This is a genomic window from Catenulispora sp. EB89, assembly GCF_041261445.1.
GTDB lineage: Bacteria > Actinomycetota > Actinomycetes > Streptomycetales > Catenulisporaceae > Catenulispora.
On record NZ_JBGCCU010000004.1, the window covers coordinates 423,188 to 441,241 of the forward strand.

13 protein-coding genes are annotated in these 18,054 nt (G+C 72.0%); 5 read left to right on the top strand and 8 right to left on the bottom strand.

What is annotated here, in order from left to right; translation table 11 throughout:
* Window positions 1–288 precede the first annotated feature (288 nt).
* A complete protein-coding gene (locus tag ABH920_RS11510) occupies window positions 289–1,242 on the bottom strand; it encodes a helix-turn-helix transcriptional regulator (RefSeq protein ID WP_370348894.1) in 954 nt (317 codons plus the stop codon).
* A 116-nt stretch (window positions 1,243–1,358) separates the two neighbouring features.
* On the opposite strand from ABH920_RS11510, the gene ABH920_RS11515 reads away from it, so the two are divergent.
* Both ABH920_RS11515 and ABH920_RS11520 read left to right on the top strand, forming a co-directional pair.
* Window positions 1,359–2,825 (top strand): MFS transporter, encoded by a 1,467-nt coding sequence (locus ABH920_RS11515; RefSeq protein ID WP_370348895.1) that lies wholly within the window; start codon window positions 1,359–1,361, stop codon window positions 2,823–2,825.
* 162 nt (window positions 2,826–2,987) lie between these two features.
* The gene (locus tag ABH920_RS11520; protein WP_370348896.1) at window positions 2,988–4,070 is read left to right on the top strand and encodes a DUF2330 domain-containing protein; all 1,083 of its coding nucleotides are present in this window, start codon (window positions 2,988–2,990) and stop codon (window positions 4,068–4,070) included.
* Here ABH920_RS11520 and rny read toward each other — a convergent pair.
* From rny to ABH920_RS11545, 5 genes are all read right to left on the bottom strand, one after another.
* Window positions 4,027–5,709 (bottom strand): ribonuclease Y, encoded by a 1,683-nt coding sequence (gene rny / locus ABH920_RS11525; RefSeq protein ID WP_370348897.1) that lies wholly within the window; start codon window positions 5,707–5,709, stop codon window positions 4,027–4,029. The genes ABH920_RS11520 and rny overlap by 44 nt on opposite strands.
* Window positions 5,710–5,931: 222 nt before the next feature.
* Complete coding sequence (locus ABH920_RS11530; RefSeq protein ID WP_370348898.1) at window positions 5,932–6,948, bottom strand: regulatory protein RecX; 1,017 nt, start codon at window positions 6,946–6,948, stop codon at window positions 5,932–5,934.
* Between the two features lie 3 nt (window positions 6,949–6,951).
* Window positions 6,952–8,106: a recombinase RecA gene (recA, locus tag ABH920_RS11535; protein ID WP_370348899.1), complete on the bottom strand. Its 1,155-nt coding sequence runs from the start codon at window positions 8,104–8,106 to the stop codon at window positions 6,952–6,954.
* Window positions 8,107–8,212: 106 nt separating this feature from the next.
* Entirely contained in the window at window positions 8,213–9,565 is a 1,353-nt protein-coding gene (locus ABH920_RS11540) for an MFS transporter (protein ID WP_370348900.1), read from the bottom strand.
* 98 nt (window positions 9,566–9,663) lie between these two features.
* Complete coding sequence (locus ABH920_RS11545) at window positions 9,664–10,266, bottom strand: hypothetical protein (RefSeq protein ID WP_370348901.1); 603 nt, start codon at window positions 10,264–10,266, stop codon at window positions 9,664–9,666.
* Between the two features lie 260 nt (window positions 10,267–10,526).
* Between ABH920_RS11545 and ABH920_RS11550 the strand changes: the two genes are divergently transcribed.
* Window positions 10,527–11,543, top strand: a complete 1,017-nt coding sequence (locus tag ABH920_RS11550; RefSeq protein WP_370348902.1) for a LysR family transcriptional regulator — start codon at window positions 10,527–10,529, stop codon at window positions 11,541–11,543.
* Between the two features lie 15 nt (window positions 11,544–11,558).
* On the opposite strand, the gene ABH920_RS11555 is transcribed toward ABH920_RS11550, so the two are convergent.
* A complete protein-coding gene (locus tag ABH920_RS11555; RefSeq protein WP_370348903.1) occupies window positions 11,559–12,287 on the bottom strand; it encodes an SDR family oxidoreductase in 729 nt (242 codons plus the stop codon).
* Window positions 12,288–12,341: 54 nt separating this feature from the next.
* Here ABH920_RS11555 and ABH920_RS11560 point away from each other — a divergent pair, with 54 nt between their 5' ends.
* Entirely contained in the window at window positions 12,342–12,686 is a 345-nt protein-coding gene (locus ABH920_RS11560) for a MerR family transcriptional regulator (RefSeq protein WP_370348904.1), read from the top strand.
* A 10-nt stretch (window positions 12,687–12,696) separates the two neighbouring features.
* Here ABH920_RS11560 and ABH920_RS11565 read toward each other — a convergent pair whose 3' ends face one another.
* A complete protein-coding gene (locus ABH920_RS11565; RefSeq protein WP_370349034.1) occupies window positions 12,697–12,882 on the bottom strand; it encodes a DUF3046 domain-containing protein in 186 nt (61 codons plus the stop codon).
* Between the two features lie 46 nt (window positions 12,883–12,928).
* On the opposite strand from ABH920_RS11565, the gene ABH920_RS11570 reads away from it, so the two are divergent.
* Complete coding sequence (locus tag ABH920_RS11570) at window positions 12,929–17,716, top strand: ATP-dependent helicase (RefSeq protein WP_370348905.1); 4,788 nt, start codon at window positions 12,929–12,931, stop codon at window positions 17,714–17,716.
* Window positions 17,717–18,054: the final 338 nt, after the last annotated feature.

The following is an 18,054-nucleotide window of genomic DNA, read 5'->3' on the forward strand; positions in this document are numbered from 1 at the left end:
GACCACCATCCGGAGAACGCCTGGAACGCCGCGTGGGTCGGCTTCGACGTCCTGCTGCTGCTCGGGCTGTTCGTCACCACCTGGGGCGCCTGGCGCAAGCGGCAGTTCGTGGTGGTCTCGTGCGTGTTCACCGCGACGCTGCTGGTGTGCGACGCGTGGTTCGACATCACGCTCGACTGGGGTACGTCCGACGAGACCGCCTCGCTGCTCTCGGCGTTCTTCGTCGAGCTGCCCCTGGCCTTCTACCTGTTCTACGCGGCGATGCGGATAGTGCGGATGACCATCCGCTCAGCCCTCCTGATCGCCGGCCACCCCGGTCCCCTCCCCAGCTTCCACAAGCTCTCCATCGGCGGGCTGAACGAACTGCTGAAGTCCTTCGACGCCGGCCGCGAGAAGCCCCGAGCCGATCATGTCGAGTAGCGCGACGGCGTCCCGGTCGGGGCTGCCGGGCATCGTGTAGTAGGCGATCATGCGCTGGCCGCCGGTGTTTGCCAGCTCCATGGCCTCGTAGTCCAGCGTCATCGGACCGACGTCGGGGTGGTGGAAGGCCTTCGTGCCCTGGCTGAGGTTCCGCACCTCGTAGCGCTCCCAGAGCCGGGCGAACTCCTTGCTCTTCACCACCAGCTCGCCGATCAGGCGCACCAGGTCCGGGTCGTCGGGATCGGCGCCGGCGCGAGCCCGCAGGTAGGCCACGGAGGTCGGGACCAGCTTGTCCCACTCCGGGTACAGCTGCTTGGCGACCGGGCTCAGGAACAGGTAGCGGGTGACGTTGCGCTGGCCGCTCGGCCAGTCGGCCAGGCCCGGGAACAGCGCCATCCCGGCCGGGTTCGCGGCCAGCAGGTCGTTGGTGCGGCTGACGATGTAGACCGGGTTCGGGCGCAGCTGCTCCATCAGGATCAGCGCGCCCTCGCGCACCGTGCGGGTGCGGGACTGCCGCTGCTCGACCCGGCGGGCCGGCTGGGCGGCGATCGCGGTGAGGTCGCGCAGGTGCTGGTGCTCGTCGGGGTTCAGCCGCAGGATGCGGGCCAGGGCGTCGACCACGGCCGGGCTCGGGTTGGTCTCCTTGCCGCGCTCCAGGCGGGTGTAGTAGTCGACGCTGACGCCGGCCAGGATCGCGACCTCCTCGCGGCGCAGGCCCGGGGTCCGCCGGACGCCCGCGCTGGGCGGCAGGCCGACGTCCTCGGGCTGGACCGCCGCGCGCCGCGCCTTCAGGAAGATCCCCAACTCGCTGCCGTTCGTCATACTGCCAGCGTAGAGGCCGGGCGCGAGAAGTGAGGGGGTGTGTCGCACCCCGGCACCGCGCTCCCCGGTTCGGCGCGGTCTGTATGGTCGCGGCGCGGACCGCGAGGGTTACAGGCATGACAGCTCTCACCACCGCCCGGCCGCGGACCGCCGGCACCGCAGCCACCGCAGCCACCGCGTCTGACGCCGACGCGCCGGTCGCCACCGCGACCGTCGACGCCGCGCCCTCCGCTACCGCGGCCAAGCGCATCCTCGCCGCCTCGGTCTTCGGCTTCTTCCTCGTCGGCCTCGACGCCATGGTGGTCAACGTGGCGCTCCCGGCGATCAACCGCAGCCTGGCCGGCGGGATGGCCGGCGCGCAGTGGGTCATAGACGGCTACACACTCGCCTTCGCCGCGCTGATGCTCTCGGCCGGCGCCCTGAGCGACCGGATCGGCGCCAAGGCCGCCTACGGCCTCGGGCTGATCGGCTTCACGCTCTCCTCCGCCGCGTGCGGCCTGGCCCCGTCGCTGGGCCTGCTGGTCACCGCGCGGCTGGTGCAGGGCGGCGCCGCCTCACTGATGCTGCCGGCCTCGCTGGCTCTGGTGCGCCAGGCGTTCCCGGACCCGGCGAAGCGGAACCGGGCGATCGCGCTGTGGACCGCGGCGGGCTCGGCGGCAGCCGCCGCCGGACCGGTGGCCGGCGGCCTGATCACGGCCGCCGTGGACTGGCGCTGGATCTTCTTCCTGAACCTGCCGGCCGGGGCCGCGGCGCTGGCGCTGCTGGCCGGGACGCCCAAGCTGGTGCAGGCCAGGACCGCGGTCGGCGCGCACTTCGACGTCATCGGCCTGATCTCCTCGGTGGTGGCGCTGGCCGGCCTGACGTACGGCTTCATCGAGGGCGGCTCGAAGGGCTTCGGCACCACGCCGGTGCTGGCCTCGTTCGCGGCGGCCGGGATCGCCTCGGTCGTCTTCGCCGTAGCCGAGTCCCGCCAGACCCGGCCGATGGTGCCGCTGGCGCTGTTCAAGTCCCGCGCGATGTCGCTGACCGCGTTCGCCGGGTTCAGCGTCAACGCCGCCTTCTACGGCGTGATCTTCCTGCTCAGCCTGTACTTCCAGCAGGTGGCGCACAAGTCCTCGACCGTCACCGGCCTGCTGTTCGCGCCGATCACCGCGGTGGTGACGCTGGTGAACGTGACCGTGGCGGCGCGGATGGTGGCGAAGATCGGCGCCCGGCTGTCGATGACCGTCGGCCTGGTCGGCACCGCCGGCGCGATGCTCCTGCTGCTGGCCGTGCGGCCGGACCAGCCGGCCTGGCAGCTGGTGCTGCTGCTGGTCCCGGTCTCCTTCGCCGGCGCCTTCGTGGTCCCGGCGCTGACCATCATGGTGATGGGGAGCGTGCCGGCCGAGCAGGCGGGCACCGCGGCCGGCATCGTGAACACCTCCCGGCAGGTCGGCGGCGCGCTGGCGGTGGCCGTGGCCGGGGCGCTGGTGGCCGGCGGCGACTTCGCGCACGGGATGCACGTGACGCTGATCGGGATCGCGGTGCTGCTGGCGGCGGCCGCGGTGGCGGTGCAGCTGCTGGCTCCGGGGCGGAAGCGGTAGCGCCGCAAGCGGTAGCCGGTCGCGGGTCGCCGGTCACCGATCGCAGACCCGACCGTTACCAATCCGTGGTGAGAGCACCGGAACCCGTCTTCCGGCGAGGGCGTCAAAGCCTCGCCGGAAGACGGGTTCTTTCTCGGGAGGCGAATCAGGATGCGTAGATGGGTGGCCAAGACTCTGACACTCGCACTGGCGGCGAGCGGGCTGCAGGCGGTCGGAGTGGCCGATCCGGCGTGGGCGTGCGGCTGCGGGGCGATGATCCCCGGCCCCGGCGGCACGATGAGCGTCGCGCGGGAGCAGGCGGTGGTGCGGTTCGACGGGACGACCGAGGACGTCGTCATGCGGTTCGCCACGCAGAGCAACGTCACAGACGCCGCGTGGGTGATGCCGGTGCCGGCTCAGGCCACGGCGAAGCTCGCGAACCCGGAGTTGTTCGGCGATCTGACGGTCGCCGAGGAGCCGGTCCCCGTCGTGCACCACTACTTCTGGCCGCATCTCGGAGGATCATCCGGCGACGGCGCGGTAGCCGGGGGCGCGATGGCCGCCGCTCCCCCGCAGTCGGCGGTGCAGGTGCTCAGCGACCAGCGGATCGGCGAGTTCGAGGTCGCGAACCTGGCCTCGGCCGACCCCAAGGCGCTCGGCGACTGGCTGAACCAGCACGGCTTCACCCTGAAGGACAGCACCGCGACCCGGTTGGCCGCCTACACCAACGAGGGCTGGAAGTTCGTCGCCGTGCGGCTGGCCACCGGCAGCAAGGCGGATCTGAACGGCGTCCTGGACCCGATCAGCCTGTCGTTCCCGGCCAAGAGCGCCGTCTACCCGATGCGGTTGTCGGCCGGCGCGACGACGCCGCAGAACGTCGAGGTGTCCGTGCTGGCGCCGCACCGGATGGACGCCACGAGCACACCGGTCGCGGACCAGCCGGAGCCCTCGACGTTCGGCGACTGGATCAACCCCTCGAACGTCGGGCCGTCACTGGCCACGCTGGCGGCCGGGCGGATGTTCCTGACGGTGTATGAGGGCTCGTTCGACGAGCCGTCGCAGATCACGCAGGACTACGCGTTCGCTCCGGCGGCCTCGGACTGGGTGCAGCACAGTACGTACGACCAGGAGGAACTGCTGACGGCCCTCGGGATCCCGGTGTACCTGATCGTGCTGCTGGTGCTCGCGGCCGGAGCGGTGCTGCTCGTGCGGTGGCGGTGGGTCAGCGCGCGTACTCGGTCGCCCGGGACTCCCGCACCACGGTGATCCGGATCTGCCCCGGGTAGGTCAGCTCCTCCTCGACCTGCTTGGCGATGTCCCGCGCGATGACCTGCGCCTGGATGTCGTCGACCGCGTCGGGCACGACCATCACCCGGATCTCGCGGCCGGCCTGCATGGCGAAGACCTTCTCCACGCCCTCCTGCTCGGCGGCGATCTGCTCCAGCCGCTCCAGGCGCTTGACGTAGGCCTCCAGCGACTCGCGGCGCGCGCCCGGGCGGCCGCCGCTGATGGCGTCGGCGGCCTGCGTCAGGACCGCCTCGACGGTGCGGACCTCGACCTCGTTGTGGTGCGCCTCGATGGCGTGCACGACGTCGTCGTGCTCGCCGTACTTGCGGGCGATCTCGGCGCCGATCAGCGCGTGGCTGCCCTCGACCTCGTGGGTCAGGGCCTTGCCGATGTCGTGCAGGACCGTGCAGCGCTTGAGGAGCACCGGGTCCAGCCGCAGCTCGGAGGCCATGATCGAGGCCAGGTGCGCGGACTCCACGAGGTGCTTGAGCACGTTCTGGCCGTAGGAGGTGCGGTAGCGGAGCTTGCCGAGCAGCGCGATGAGCTCGGGGTGCATGTCGGTGATGCCGAGCTCCATCAGCGCGTCCTCGCCGGCCCGCACGCACAGCGTCTCCACCTTGGCCTTGGAGCGCTCGTAGATCTCCTCGATGCGGTGCGGGTGGATCCGGCCGTCCAGGACCAGTTCCTCCAGGGTCAGCCGGCCGACCTCCCGGCGCACCGGGTCGAAGCAGGACAGCAGGACCGCCTCGGGCGAGTCGTCGATGATCAGGTTGACCCCGGTGATCGACTCGTAGGCGCGGATGTTCCGGCCCTCGCGGCCGATGATCCGGCCCTTCATGTCGTCGCTGGGCAGGTGCAGCACGCTGACCACGGACTCGGCGGTCTGCTCGCTGGCCACGCGCTGGATGGCCAGGGCCACGGTCTTGCGGGCGCGCTTGTCGCCCTCGTCCCGGGCCTCCTGCTCGATCTGCCGGATGAGCACCGCGGCCTCGCGCTTGGCCTGGTTCTCGATCGACTTCACGAGCTCGCTCTTGGCCTCGGCGGCGGACAGCGCGGCGGCTCGCTCCAGGATGGAGCGGCGCTCGTCCTCCAGCGTCGCCAGCTCGGCCTTCTTGCGCTCGAGCTCGGCGGAGGCGGCCACCAGCTCACGCTCTTTGTCCCCGGTCCGCCGCAGGTCGGCGTCCAGCCGCTCCTCGCGCTCGGCCTGCCGGGCCTCGCGGCGCTCCAGGTCCAGCCGCAGCTCGCGGATGTCGTCCTTGAGCACCCGGGTCTCGGCCTCGGCCTCGTCCCGGATGCGCCGGGCGCGGTCCATCTCGACGGTAGCGGCGGCGGCGGCCTGCTCCCGGATCTGCACGGCCTGGGCGTCGGCCTGTTTGCGCGCCTCGGCCGCCTCCCGGTGCACGGCGGCCAGGTCGCGCTGCGCGGCCACGACGGCGGCGGCGTGCTCGCCCTCCCGGGCCTGGGCCCGCTGCGCCAGCTCGGCGACCTGCTTGTCGAAGTCCTCGTACGCGCTCTTCTTGAGATTGTTGATGCGGCGTCCGGCGCCGACGTTCATGCCCACGAACAGGCCGACGCACGCCGCGACCACCGCTGCGATCGCGATCACCATGCCGACCATGAAGTTTGCTCCCAGCGCGCTTGAGTGATCCTTCGATGATCCCTCACTGAGTGCGAGGTTAGGGCGAGGTAACAATACGGTCAAGGAGGAGTGTGGTCGACAACCGTTGGTGTCGTCGGGAAAAGCGGATGAAAGCACTGGAAGGAGTGGTGTTCCGGCGAAGGGGTCACCGGCGGTGACGGCGCACGGTAGCCGAGGGGTGGCGCAGGGGTGGCGCCGACGTCAGTCGAACTCGGGCTCACCGAGATCGACGTCCAGCCCCTCCTCCGCGAGCGCCTCCTTCACCACCCGGAAGGCGATCGACCCGGAGTACCCCTTGCGAGCGAGCATCCCGACCAGCCGCCGGGTACGCACCTGCGGCTCCAGCCCCTTGGTGGCGCGCAGCCGGGAGTCGACAAGTCGGCGCGCGGTGACGGCTTCCTGGTCCTCGTCGACCGCGGACAGCGCCTCGGCGGCGGTCTCGTCGTCGATGCCGCGCTTGCGCAGCTCGTAGCCCAGGGCCCGCTTGGCCAGGCCGCGCTCGGTGTGGCGGGAGCGGACGAAGGTCTCGGCGTAGCCGGCGTCGTCCAGGAGGTGCAGCTCCTCGAACCGGTCGAGCACCGCCTCGGCGATGTCGTCCGGGATCTCCTTCTTGCGCAGCTTGTCGGCCAGCTGCGACCGGGTCTGCATCTGCCGGCCCAGGTGGTACATCAGGATGTTCTTCGCGCGCTGCTCCAGCTTCTCGCGCGACTGCGGTGGCTTCGGCTTGTCGGCGTCGGCCGGATCGCGGTCCTTGCGGCGCGACGACCAGCCGCCGGAGCTTTTCTTGGCGGCGCTCTTCTTCGCGGACGCAGATCCGCCACGCCGGTCATCGCCGAAGCCGCCCGAGGAGCGGCGCTCCCGCTCCGGACGCTCCGACTGCTCCGACCGCTTCGGCACGGCGCCACCCCGGCGGCCGGCGCCATCGGCGAGCGACGCCCAACCGCTCGGGCCCGCATCCGCACCGGGTTCCGCTGCCGCGGCCCAGCCCGGCGCGCCGTCGCCCGACCCGCTCTGCTCCGCCCGCGCCGAGCCCGCATCACGCGCGCCCGAACTCCCACCGGCACCGGGTTCCGCTGCCGCGGCCCAGCCCGGCGCGCCGTCGCCCGGCCCGCCCGCGTCCGACCCGGCCGAAGCCTGTTCGCCCGCGTCCGACCCCGCGTCGGCCAACCAGTCGGGACCGGCTCCCTCATCCTGGAACCGGCCCCAACCGGCGCTCACCTACTACTCCTCCGCACCGGCCGTGGCGGCGGTCTTGCGCGCCCGCGTCGTCTTGGCCGGCTTGGCGGCGGCGTCCTCGGCCGGAGCCGTCCCGTCGGCGGCAGCGGCCACAGCCGCCGGCGCCGCGCTCGCCGCCGTGTCGGCCGGCTCGTCGACCTTCGGCCCGATGCCCAGCTTCTCCTTGATCAGCTTCTCCAGGCCGTCGGCGACGTCCGGGTTCTCCTTCAGGAACCGCCGGGCGTTCTCGCGGCCCTGGCCGAGCTGCCCCTCGGAGTACGTGAACCAGGCGCCCGCCTTCTTCACGAAGCCGTGCTCGACACCCATGTCGATCAGCGAGCCCTCGCGCGAGATGCCCTGGCCGAACACCACGTCGAACTCCGCCTGCTTGAACGGCGGGGCCACCTTGTTCTTCACGACCTTGACGCGGGTGCGGTTCGCGACCGCCTCCGTGCCGTCCTTCAGCGTCTCGATGCGGCGGATGTCCAGCCGGACCGAGGCGTAGAACTTCAGCGCGCGGCCGCCGGTGGTGGTCTCCGGCGAGCCGAACATCACGCCGACCTTCTCGCGCAGCTGGTTGATGAAGATCACGGTGGTGTTGGTCTGGCTGATCACACCGGTCAGCTTGCGCAGCGCCTGGCTCATCAGGCGGGCCTGCAGACCGACGTGCGAGTCGCCCATCTCGCCCTCGATCTCGGCCTTGGGCACCAGGGCCGCGACCGAGTCGATGACGATGATGTCCAGCGCGCCGGAGCGGATCAGGGTGTCGGCGATCTCCAGCGCCTGCTCGCCGGTGTCCGGCTGGGAGATCAGCAGCGCGTCGGTGTCCACGCCGATGTTCTTGGCGTACTCCGGGTCCAGCGCGTGCTCGGCGTCGATGAACGCGGCCTGACCGCCTCCGCGCTGCGCGTTGGCGACCGCGTGCAGCGCGACCGTCGTCTTGCCGGAGGACTCCGGGCCGTAGATCTCCACGACCCGGCCGCGCGGCAGGCCGCCGATGCCCAGGGCCACGTCCAGGGCGATCGAGCCGGTGGGGATGATGTCGATCGGCTGCGCCGAGCGCGCGCCCAGCCGCATCACCGACCCCTTGCCGAAGTTGCGCTCGATCTGAGCGAGGGCGGCGTCGAGCGCCTTCTCGCGATCGGTGGTCGATGCCGCCATGGGTGCCTGCCTTAAGTTCCGGTACTTCACGTCTGACGGTCTTGAAGCTAGAGGACGCCACTGACAAAAACTGACTCGGCCGCGTCCACCGGTGCCTGACCGCCTCTCACGGTACCTGGGACGCCGCGTCTTCTTGCACCGAACGCCCCGGAATGTTGTCCGGCGCCACAACCTCCGCCGCGACCCCGGGCCGCCTTACCGCCGTCACCACCACGAGCACTGCGACGGGCGCCAGCAGCGCCACCGCCAGCCCGGCCAGCCACGAGTACCCGAGCGTCCCGACCACCAGCCCGGCCAGCGCCGCGCCGGCCGCCGAAGAACCCTGCATCACGAAGTCGCTCGCGCCCTGCACCGACGGCCGCACCCGGTCCGGCGTCGACTCGGTGAGCAGCGTCGACCCGGCCACCACCCCGCAGGACCACCCGATCCCCAGCAGCAGCAGCCCGACGACCATGTACGCCCGCGACCCCATCGGCGCCGACCCGACCACCAGGCACGCCGCGGTCAGGATCGCCAGCCCGGCGCCGAGCACCGGGATCCGCCCGACCCGGTCCACAGCCGCCCCGACCAGCGGCGAGAACGCGTACATCCCGGTGATGTGCACGGACAACACCAGCCCGATCACCGTCACCGACATGCCGTCGGCGTTCATGTGCACCGGCGTCATCGACATCACCGACACCATGACGGTGTGCGAGACGGCCACCACCGCGATCGCCAGCACCGCGCGCGGCGACTCGGCGATCACCGCGAAGGACTCCTTGAGCGTCAGCCGCTTCGGCGCCGCGACGTCCTCCCCGCGCAGCTCCCGCGCCACCAGCAACGGATCGGGACGCAGCAGCAGGCCGAGCACCAGCCCCGCGCCGCAGAGCGCGACCCCCGACCACAGGAAGGCCCCGGCCAGCGGCGGCAGCCCGAGCGCCCGCGCCGTCCCCTCCGCCGGGTGCCCGAGGTTCGGGCCGAGGATGGACCCGACCGTCACCGCCCAGATCACCATCGACAGCGCCCGGCCCCGCCGCTCGGCCGGCGCCAGGTCGGTGCCGGCGTACCGGGCCTGGAGGTTGACCGCCGAGGCCGAGCCGAACAGCGCCATCCCGCCGAGCAGGAGCGGATAGAAGTGCAGCCGCGCGGCCAGGATGATGACCAGGGTCCCCGCGACCGCGGCCCCGTAGCCGAGGACCAGGCCGGGCCGCCGGCCGCGCGCCGCCATGACGCGCGAGAGCGGGATGGTCGCGAACGCCGCGCCGAGCGAGGAGAACGTGCCGGTCAGCCCGGCCAGCCCGGCGTTCCCGGTGATCTCCTTGGCCAGCAGCGTGGACAGCGAGAACCCGGTCGAGGAGCCGACGCCGCCGAGGATCTGGCTGCCGATGAGGATCCGGACGGTGCGCCGCTGGACCGCCGCCGCGCGTCCGGCGAGGTCAGGCGAGGGCGGCGATATTCGGGAGTCGGCTGCGGTCACACGTGGAACGTAGCGGGGATCCTTACGGTGCCGGAAGGGTCGTTCCGGCTGTGGAACTGACGGATCCGGCCGAGGGCGGGCCGGACCGCGGGCGCCGACTAGCCGCGGCGCTCGACCTGCGCCCGGATGGTCCGCATGATCGGTCCCAGTTTGTCAGGGCCGATGCCGTAAACCATCTGCTGCAGATCGGGCTTCGGCACGTAGGTGACGCCGCCGAACGTGGTCATGGTCATCCACATGCACCCGGTCGCCTCGGCCGCCATGGCCCCGGACTGCCCCAGCGTCGAGGTGCAGCCCGCGGTTCCGCCGTGGTCGCCGGGGTCGATCGTCACGTGGTTGTTCGTGAACCGGGTGCCGTTCACGTCCTGGAAGCTCGGCGGAACTGACTCCGCGGCGGTCAGCTTGGCGGGGTCGAAACCGGTGCCGTTGTAGCCGGCCACGACGATGTAGACGTCGTACTGGGGGTCGTCGTAGACGCCGACGACCGGGTTGTCGTTCTCGACGCCCAGCGGTCCGGCGGCCTGCTGGAGCGTGGTCATGATGGTCTTGAGCGTGGCGGCCGGGGGCTGGACCCGCTTGAGGCCTGTGACCGAGTCGGGAGCGGACAGGACCCAGATTCCGCTTGCCGGTGCTGGCGTCGCGGTCGCCGTCGCCGTCGCCGGTGCCGGTGCTATCGCGGTCGTGGTCGCCGTCGCGGGCACGGGCGCCGACGGTCGCGCCGCCCCCGGCCCCGGCCCCGGCCCCGAGGCCGCACTGGTACTCGCACCGAAGGGCGAACCAGTGCCCGAACCCGTCTGCCCCGTCGACTGGCACCCGGCCATCGCCAGCACCACCGCAGTCCCCGCCACGGAAACCGCCGATCGGCGTATCCCTGAATTCATGGCGCCAACGATGCCGAGGCCGCAGGGTTCTTAATACAAAGCCTTGCTCATCCGTATATGAAGCACCGCTAATGGAGCCTGTGGACATCGACCCCCGCCGCCTCCTGGTCCTGCAAGCCGTCGCCGAAGCCGGCACCCTGGCCGGCGCGGCCCGGCTCCTCGGCCACACCCCCTCCGCCGTCTCCCAGCAGCTGAACCGGCTGGAGCGCGAGGTCGGCACCGAACTCGCCGAGCGCGGCGCGGGCCGCCGCGGACAGGTCGAGCTGACCGCCGCCGGCCTGGTGCTGGCGCGCGCCGGGAAGGCCCTGGACGAGACGCTCACCGAGGCCGAGCGGCAGCTGGCCGCGGTGACCGGCCAGGTCCAGGGCCCGGTGACGATCGGCGCCGGGCCCGGGAAGATGCTGCAGCTGGCCGCCGAGACCGTCGGCGAACTCGCCCGCACCCGGCCGGAGCTGGAGCCCCGGGTGGTCGAGACCGAGGCCGGGCCGGGCCTGGCGGACCTGCGGCTGGGCGCCCTGGACGTGCTGATCCTGGCCGACGACCGGCAGACGCCGCTGGCGGTGCCGCCCGGCTGCCGGGCCAAGATCTTCCTCGCGGACGAGTACCGGATCGCCGTCCCGGACGACTGGGAGACGCCGGCGACCGCCGCGGAGCTGACCGGGCGCCCCTGGATCACCGCTCCCCCGGACTCGCCGCAGGGCCGGTGCTTCGCGCGGTTCGCCGCCGAACACGGCGTCGTGCCGTCCGTGGAACACCGGGCGGCGCACCCTTTCTCGCTCCCGGGCCTGGTCCGGAACCGCCTCGGCGCGGTCCTGACGGCCCGCTTCCTCAGCGACGGGTTCCAGAACGCGACCGTCACGGACATCCCGGTGACCGGGCAGTACCTGCTCCGGGTCATGTACCGGCCGACCCCCGCGGCCGACGCCGCGATGCGCGCGGTGCACGCCACGATGCTCCAGATCGGGGAACGCGACGTCGCGACCGGCGAGCACCCGCGGGACATCCCCGTGCTGCGGATGAAGGACCCCTCGGAAGAAGGCGGCCTGGAGATCCAGAAGATCCCCGTGTCCGGCGAGAACGGCCTCCGCCGCGGTTAGCCGGAACGCTGCCGGTCAGAACGTGGTCGCCGCCAGCGCTTCGTAGAAGGGGCGGGGGTCTGCGGCGAGCGAGCTCTTGACCGTCCGGCTCCACTCGTCCACGAGCACCTCCCAGGCCCCGGCCTCGACGCCGTCCAGCGCGGCGCGCGCGACCTCGACCGGCGGCAGCTTCTCGCTGTCGAACGCGGCGCTCATGTCGGTGTCGGCCAGGCCCAGGTGCACGCCGGTGACCAGGGTGCCCTGGTCGGCCAGTTCGAGGCGGACGCTGTTCACCATCGCCCACGCCGCGGCCTTGGCGACGTGGTAGGCGTTGGCGCCGGGATACGCGAACCACGACATCGCTGACAGGAGGTTCACCACCGCGCCGCCACCGTTGCGCCCGAGCACCGGGGCGAACGCCCGGATCATCTGCAGGGACCCGAACAGATGGGTCTCCAGTTCCAGCCTGATCTGGTCCAGGTCCCCGGCGACCATGTCCTGCCAGGTGTTGGACCCGGCGTTGTTGACCAGCAGGGTGACGTCCGGCGCCTGCTCGGCGGCGCGGCGCACGGCGGCGGGGTCGGTGACGTCCAGGGCGAGGGGTACGACGCGGTCCGCGTCCAGGCCGTCGAGGCTCATGTCCTCGGGCCGGCGCGCGGCGGCGTAGACCTTGGCGGCACCCCGGTCGAGCAGGTGCGCGGTGAAGGCGCGGCCGAGTCCGCGGTTGGCGCCGGTGACGAGTGCGATCGATCCGTTGATCTCCATGTCGGTTACGCTAAAACCTCACGTTGACGTGAGAGGCAAGTCGGAGGCGGACTGATGCGTATCGGGGAATTGGCGACGCGGTCGGGCGTCAGCGTCCGCGCGCTGCGCTACTACGAGGAGCAGGGCCTGCTGATCCCGGAACGCAGTTCCTCGGGCCAGCGCCATTACCCGGAGGCCGCGGTCGAGCTGGTCCGCTTCTTCCAGCAGATGTACGCAGCGGGGTTGACCAGCAAGAACATCGCCGGACTGCTGCCCTGCTACGACGCCGGCCACACCGATGCGCAGCAGCGCGGCATGCTGCACGCCGAGCGGGACCGGATCCGCGACCGGGTCGCGCAGCTCCAGGACGCGCTGCACCGGCTGGACGAGATCATCGCGGTCACCGACACCCACCCCTGACGCCTACAAGCTAGAAGTACGGAAGATCCCGATCCCGGGCGACAGCGCCCCAGATGTCCTTGACATCCACGCCGTCCCGCAGCGCCTCCATCACGGTGCGCCCACCGAGGTCGCTCATCACATGATCGCGCGCGTACGAATCCGTGAGCGGCCCGAACACCTCGCGCATCCGCTCCCAGAAATCCTGAAGCCGCATCGTCCCTGACCGCATGGCCCCAAGTCTGTCAGACGGCCAAGGCACTATGGATCGTATGAAAACGTCCGCAGCCCTGACGCACTTCCACCCGGCCACCCAGGCCTGGTTCACGGCTGCGTTCGCCGAGCCCACGACCGCCCAGGCCGGGGCCTGGAACGCGCTCGCGGCCGAGAAGAACGCCCTGGTCGTGGCCCCGACCGGGTCCGGCAAGACGCTCGCGGCGTTCCTGGCCGCGCTGGACCGGCTGGCCTTCGGCCCGCCGCCGAGCGAGCCCAAGCGCCGCTGCCGGGTCGTGTACGTCTCGCCGCTGAAGGCGCTGGCCGTGGACGTGGAGCGCAACCTGCGCGCGCCGCTGGCCGGCCTGAAGCAGGCCGCCGCGCGCCTGGGCCTGCCCGAGCCGGAGGTCGACATCGCGGTACGCTCCGGCGACACCCCGGCCGACCAGCGGCGCAGGTTCATGACCAAGCCCTCGGACATCCTGATCACCACGCCCGAGTCGCTGTTCCTGATCCTCACCTCCGCCGCCCGCGAGTCGCTGCGCGGCGTGGAGACCGTGATCATCGACGAGGTGCACGCGGTCGCCGGGACCAAGCGCGGCTCGCACCTGGCCGTCTCCCTGGAGCGGCTGGACGCGCTGCTGGAGCGGCCGGCGCGGCGCATCGGCCTGTCGGCGACCGTGCGGCCGGCCGAGACCGTCGCGCAGTTCCTCGGCGGCCCGCACCCGGTCGAGGTGGTGGCCCCGAAGATCGCGAAGACCTTCGACATCCGGGTCTCGGTGCCGGTCGAGGACATGGGGGCGCTCGACACCGACGACGGCGAGCTGGTCGCCGCCGACCAGACCGGCCGCCGCCAGGTGTCGGTGTGGCCGCACGTCGAGGCGGCGGTGGCCGACCTGATCGAGCGGCACCGCTCGACCATCGTCTTCACCAACTCCCGGCGGCTGGCCGAGCGGCTGACCGGCAAGCTGAACGAGGCGCACTGGGAGAGGGCGACCGGCGGCGTCGGCGGTGGTTCCGGCGGCTCCGGCAGCCCCGGCGGCCCCGAGCGTGACGCCCTCGACGACCCGCTGAGCACCCGGCAGATCCTCGCGACCTCGACCCCCGCCGAAATGATGGCGCAGGCCGGGCAGGTCTCCGGCGCCCCGCCGGTGCTGGCCCGCGCGCACCACGGCTCGGTCTCCAAAGAGCAGCGCGCCGACATCGAGGAGGCGCTGAAAGCCGGGACGCTCCCGGCCGTGGTCGCCACCTCCAGCCTGGAGCTGGGCATCGACATGGGCGCCGTGGACCTGGTGATCCAGGTGGAGTCGCCGCCCTCGGTGGCCGCCGGGCTGCAGCGGGTCGGGCGCGCCGGGCACCAGGTCGGGGCGATCTCGCACGGCGTGATCTTCCCCAAGTACCGGGGCGACCTGGTGCAGTCGGCGGTGGTGGCCGAGCGGATGGCGTCGGGGTCGATCGAGTCGCTGAAGGTGGTGCGCAACCCGCTGGACGTGCTGGCGCAGCAGATCATCGCGATGGTCGCGGTCGAGGACTGGCCGGCGGCCGACCTCATCGCCCTGGTCCGCCGCGCGATGCCGTTCGCGGCGCTGCCGGATTCGGCCTACGAATCAGTGCTCGACCTCCTGTCCGGCCGCTATCCCTCGGACGAGTTCGCCGAGTTGAAGCCGCGCATCGTGTGGGACCGGGTCGAGGGCAAGCTCTCGGCGCGCCCCGGCGCGCAGCGGCTGGCCGTCACCTCCGGCGGCACCATCCCCGACCGCGGCTACTTCGGGGTCTTCCTCGCCGGCGCCAAGGAGGGCGCCAAGCGGGTCGGCGAGCTGGACGAGGAGATGGTCTACGAGTCGCGGGTCGGCGACGTGTTCACGCTGGGCTCGTCGTCCTGGCGGATCGAGGACATCACGCACGACCGGGTCCTGGTCTCCCCGGCCCCGGGGATGCCGGGCAAGCTGCCGTTCTGGCACGGCGACGCGCTCGGCCGGCCGCTGGAGCTGGGCCGCGCGCTCGGCGGGTTCCTGCGCGAGCTGGGCAAGGCCGAGGAGGCGGCGTCCAGGACCCGGCTGAAGGAGTCCGGCCTGGACGACTGGGCCGCCGACAACCTGCTGTCCTACCTGCGCGAGCAGAAGCAGGCCACCGGCCGCGTCCCCGACGACCGCACCATCGTGGTCGAGCGCACCCGCGACGAGCTCGGCGACTGGAAGGTCCTGATCCACTCGCCGTTCGGCGCGCAGGTGCACGCGCCCTGGGCGCTGGCGATAGGCACCCGGCTGCGCGAGCGCTACGGCCTGGACGCGCAGGTGATGCACGCCGACGACGGCATCGTGCTGCGCCTGCCGGACACCGACGCGGCCGACCCGACCACCGAGAGCCTGGGGCTGCTGTTCGCCTCGGACGAGATCGAGGAGATCGTCACCGGCGAGATCGGCGGCTCGGCGCTGTTCGCCTCGCGCTTCCGCGAGTGCGCCGGCCGCGCGCTGCTTCTGCCGCGCACGCGCCCGGGCAAACGCACGCCACTGTGGCAGCAGCGGCAGCGCTCGGCACAGCTGCTGGCGGTGGCGGCGCGGCACGCGAGCTTCCCGATCGTGCTGGAAGCCGTGCGCGAGGTGCTGCAGGACGTGTACGACGTGCCGGGGCTGATCGAGCTCTGCCGGGACATCGAGGCACGCAAGGTACGGATCGTCGAGGTGGAGACAGCGCAGCCCTCGCCCTTCGCGCGCTCGCTGCTGTTCGGCTACATCGCGCAGTTCATGTACGAGGGCGACTCCCCGCTGGCCGAGCGCCGCGCCGCCGCGCTGTCGCTGGACCCGGCGCTGCTGGCCGAACTGCTGGGCCAGACCGGGCTGCGCGACCTACTCGACCCCGACATCCTCATCGCCCTCGAAGAGGAACTCCAGTACCTGACGCCGACACGGCGCGCCCGCGACGCCGAGGACGCCGCCGACCTGCTGCGCCTGCTCGGGCCCCTGTCCACGGCGGAGGCGGCGGCGCGCGGGATCGAGGCGTCGTGGCTGGTGGACCTGGAGGGCGCGCGCCGCGTCATCAGGGTCCGGATCGCCGGCGAGGAACGCTGGGCCGCGATCGAGGACGCGGGACGCCTCCAAGACGCGTTGGGCGTCCCTCTGCCGGTAGGCATCCCCGAGGCTTTCACCGCGGTGGTCCCCGACCCTTTGGGCGACTTGGTGGCCCGCTACGCGCGTACGCACGGCCCTTTCAGCGCCATCGAACCCGCGACCCGCTTCGGCATCCCGGCGTCCTCGGTGATCGCCGCCCTGGAACGCCTGGCGGCTTCCGGCCGCGTCCTGTCCGGCGAGTTCCGCCCCGGCGGCAGCGGCACGGAGTGGTGCGACGCCGAAGTCCTGCGCCGGGTCCGCCGCCGCACGATGGCGGCGCTGCGCAAGGAAGCCGAGCCGGTCCCGCCTCGCACCCTCGCCATGCTCCTCCCAGCCTGGCAGTCCGTCGGCCGCGCCGCGTCATCACCTCTGCGCGGCACCGACGGCGTCCTGCGCGTCGTCGAACAGCTCGCTGGCGCCGTGGTCCCTGCCTCCGCCCTGGAGCGCCTGATCCTGCCCTCGCGTGTCGCCGACTACTCCCCGACGATGCTCGACGAACTGACCTCCTCCGGCGAGATCGTCTGGGCCGGCGCAGGCTCCCTCGCCGGCGACGACGGCTGGGTGACCCTGTGCCCCGCAGAGCTGGCACCGCTTCTCCTCCCCGAGCCCTCCGAGGCGCTGGACCCCGGCCCCGTCCACGAGGCGATCCTGGCGGCCCTCGGCGACGACGCGGCTTTGTTCCTGCGCGGGATCGTGGCCCGGGTCGGAGACGCCTTCCCCCCATCGGAAGTTTTGTCAGGACTCTGGGACCTGCTCTGGGCCGGCTACGTCACCAACGACACGCTCGCACCCCTTCGCGGCCTCCTGAACTCGGGCAAGAGCGCCCACAAAGCACGCCGCCCCACCCCCCGCGGCCGCTACGCCCGCTTCGGTGTGGCGGCAGTAGTGGCCGACCAGAACGCCTCCGCAGCAGCCGCCGCCGTAAACCCCTCCGGCGCCGGCCGCTGGTCCCGCCTGTCCCCCCGCATCGCCGACCCGACCCGCCGCGCCCACCTGCTCGGCGAGGTCCTGATGGACCGCTACGGCGTGGTGACCCGCGGCTCAGTGATGGCCGAACGCATCCCCGGCGGCTACGCGGGCGTGTACTCGGTGCTGTCAGCGTACGAGGAGGCAGGCCGCGCCCGCCGCGGCTACTTCGTCGAGGGCCTGGGCGCGGCCCAGTTCGCCGCCGAAGGCGCCGTCGACCGCCTCCGCTCCCTGGCCGCCACCCTCGAATCCCTGCAGAACCGCGACCACGAAGCAACCGGCGCCACCATCGACGACAGCGTCCACAAACTCATGGGCACCCCCCACGAATACACCCCCCGCCGCCCCAAAAAAGAACCAGAACGCATCGGCGCCCTGGTCCTAGCCGCCACCGACCCCGCCAACGCCTACGGCGCAGCCCTCCCCTGGCCCACCCGCCCCACCACCGAAGAAGGCACCCCCACCACCGGCCACAAACCAGGCCGCAAAGCCGGCGCCCTAGTAGTCCTCGTCGACGGCGAACTAGTCCTGTACGTCGAACGCGGCGGCCGCACCCTCCTGTCCTGGACCGAAAACCTCACAACCCTGCAACCAGCAGTAGACGCACTAGCCCTAACAGTCCGCGACGGCTGGCTCGGCAAACTGACGGTCTCCAAAACCGACGGCGAAGACGTGCTCTACGCAGGCAAAAACTCCGCCCTAGCCCTAGCCCTGGCAGCCGCCGGCTTCCGCTCAACCCCCTCAGGCCTCCGCCTCCGAGGCTGAACCAAAAGCCGCAAGCAACGCAGAACCCCCATACACGGCCAATAGAGTGACACCCGGGAACAACACGCCGACACTTTTTCGTAGCTCCAATAGGAGTCGTCGGGGAGCACGCAAAGCCACGAGCCTGCCCCGCCAGCCCGCGACCCGGGCACGCCGGCCGACGATCTAGCGGCGATCCAGCGGCTAGATAGTCCGGCGCCAGCGGACCACCCGCCAACAGACCGCGTCGAGTCGGCGCACTCGCAATCGGACCCGGCGATCCAGCCGATCTCCACAGTCCGGCCTTCACAGCCGGGCCCGGCGATCCGATCGGCGCACTCGCGCTCAGACCCGCGATC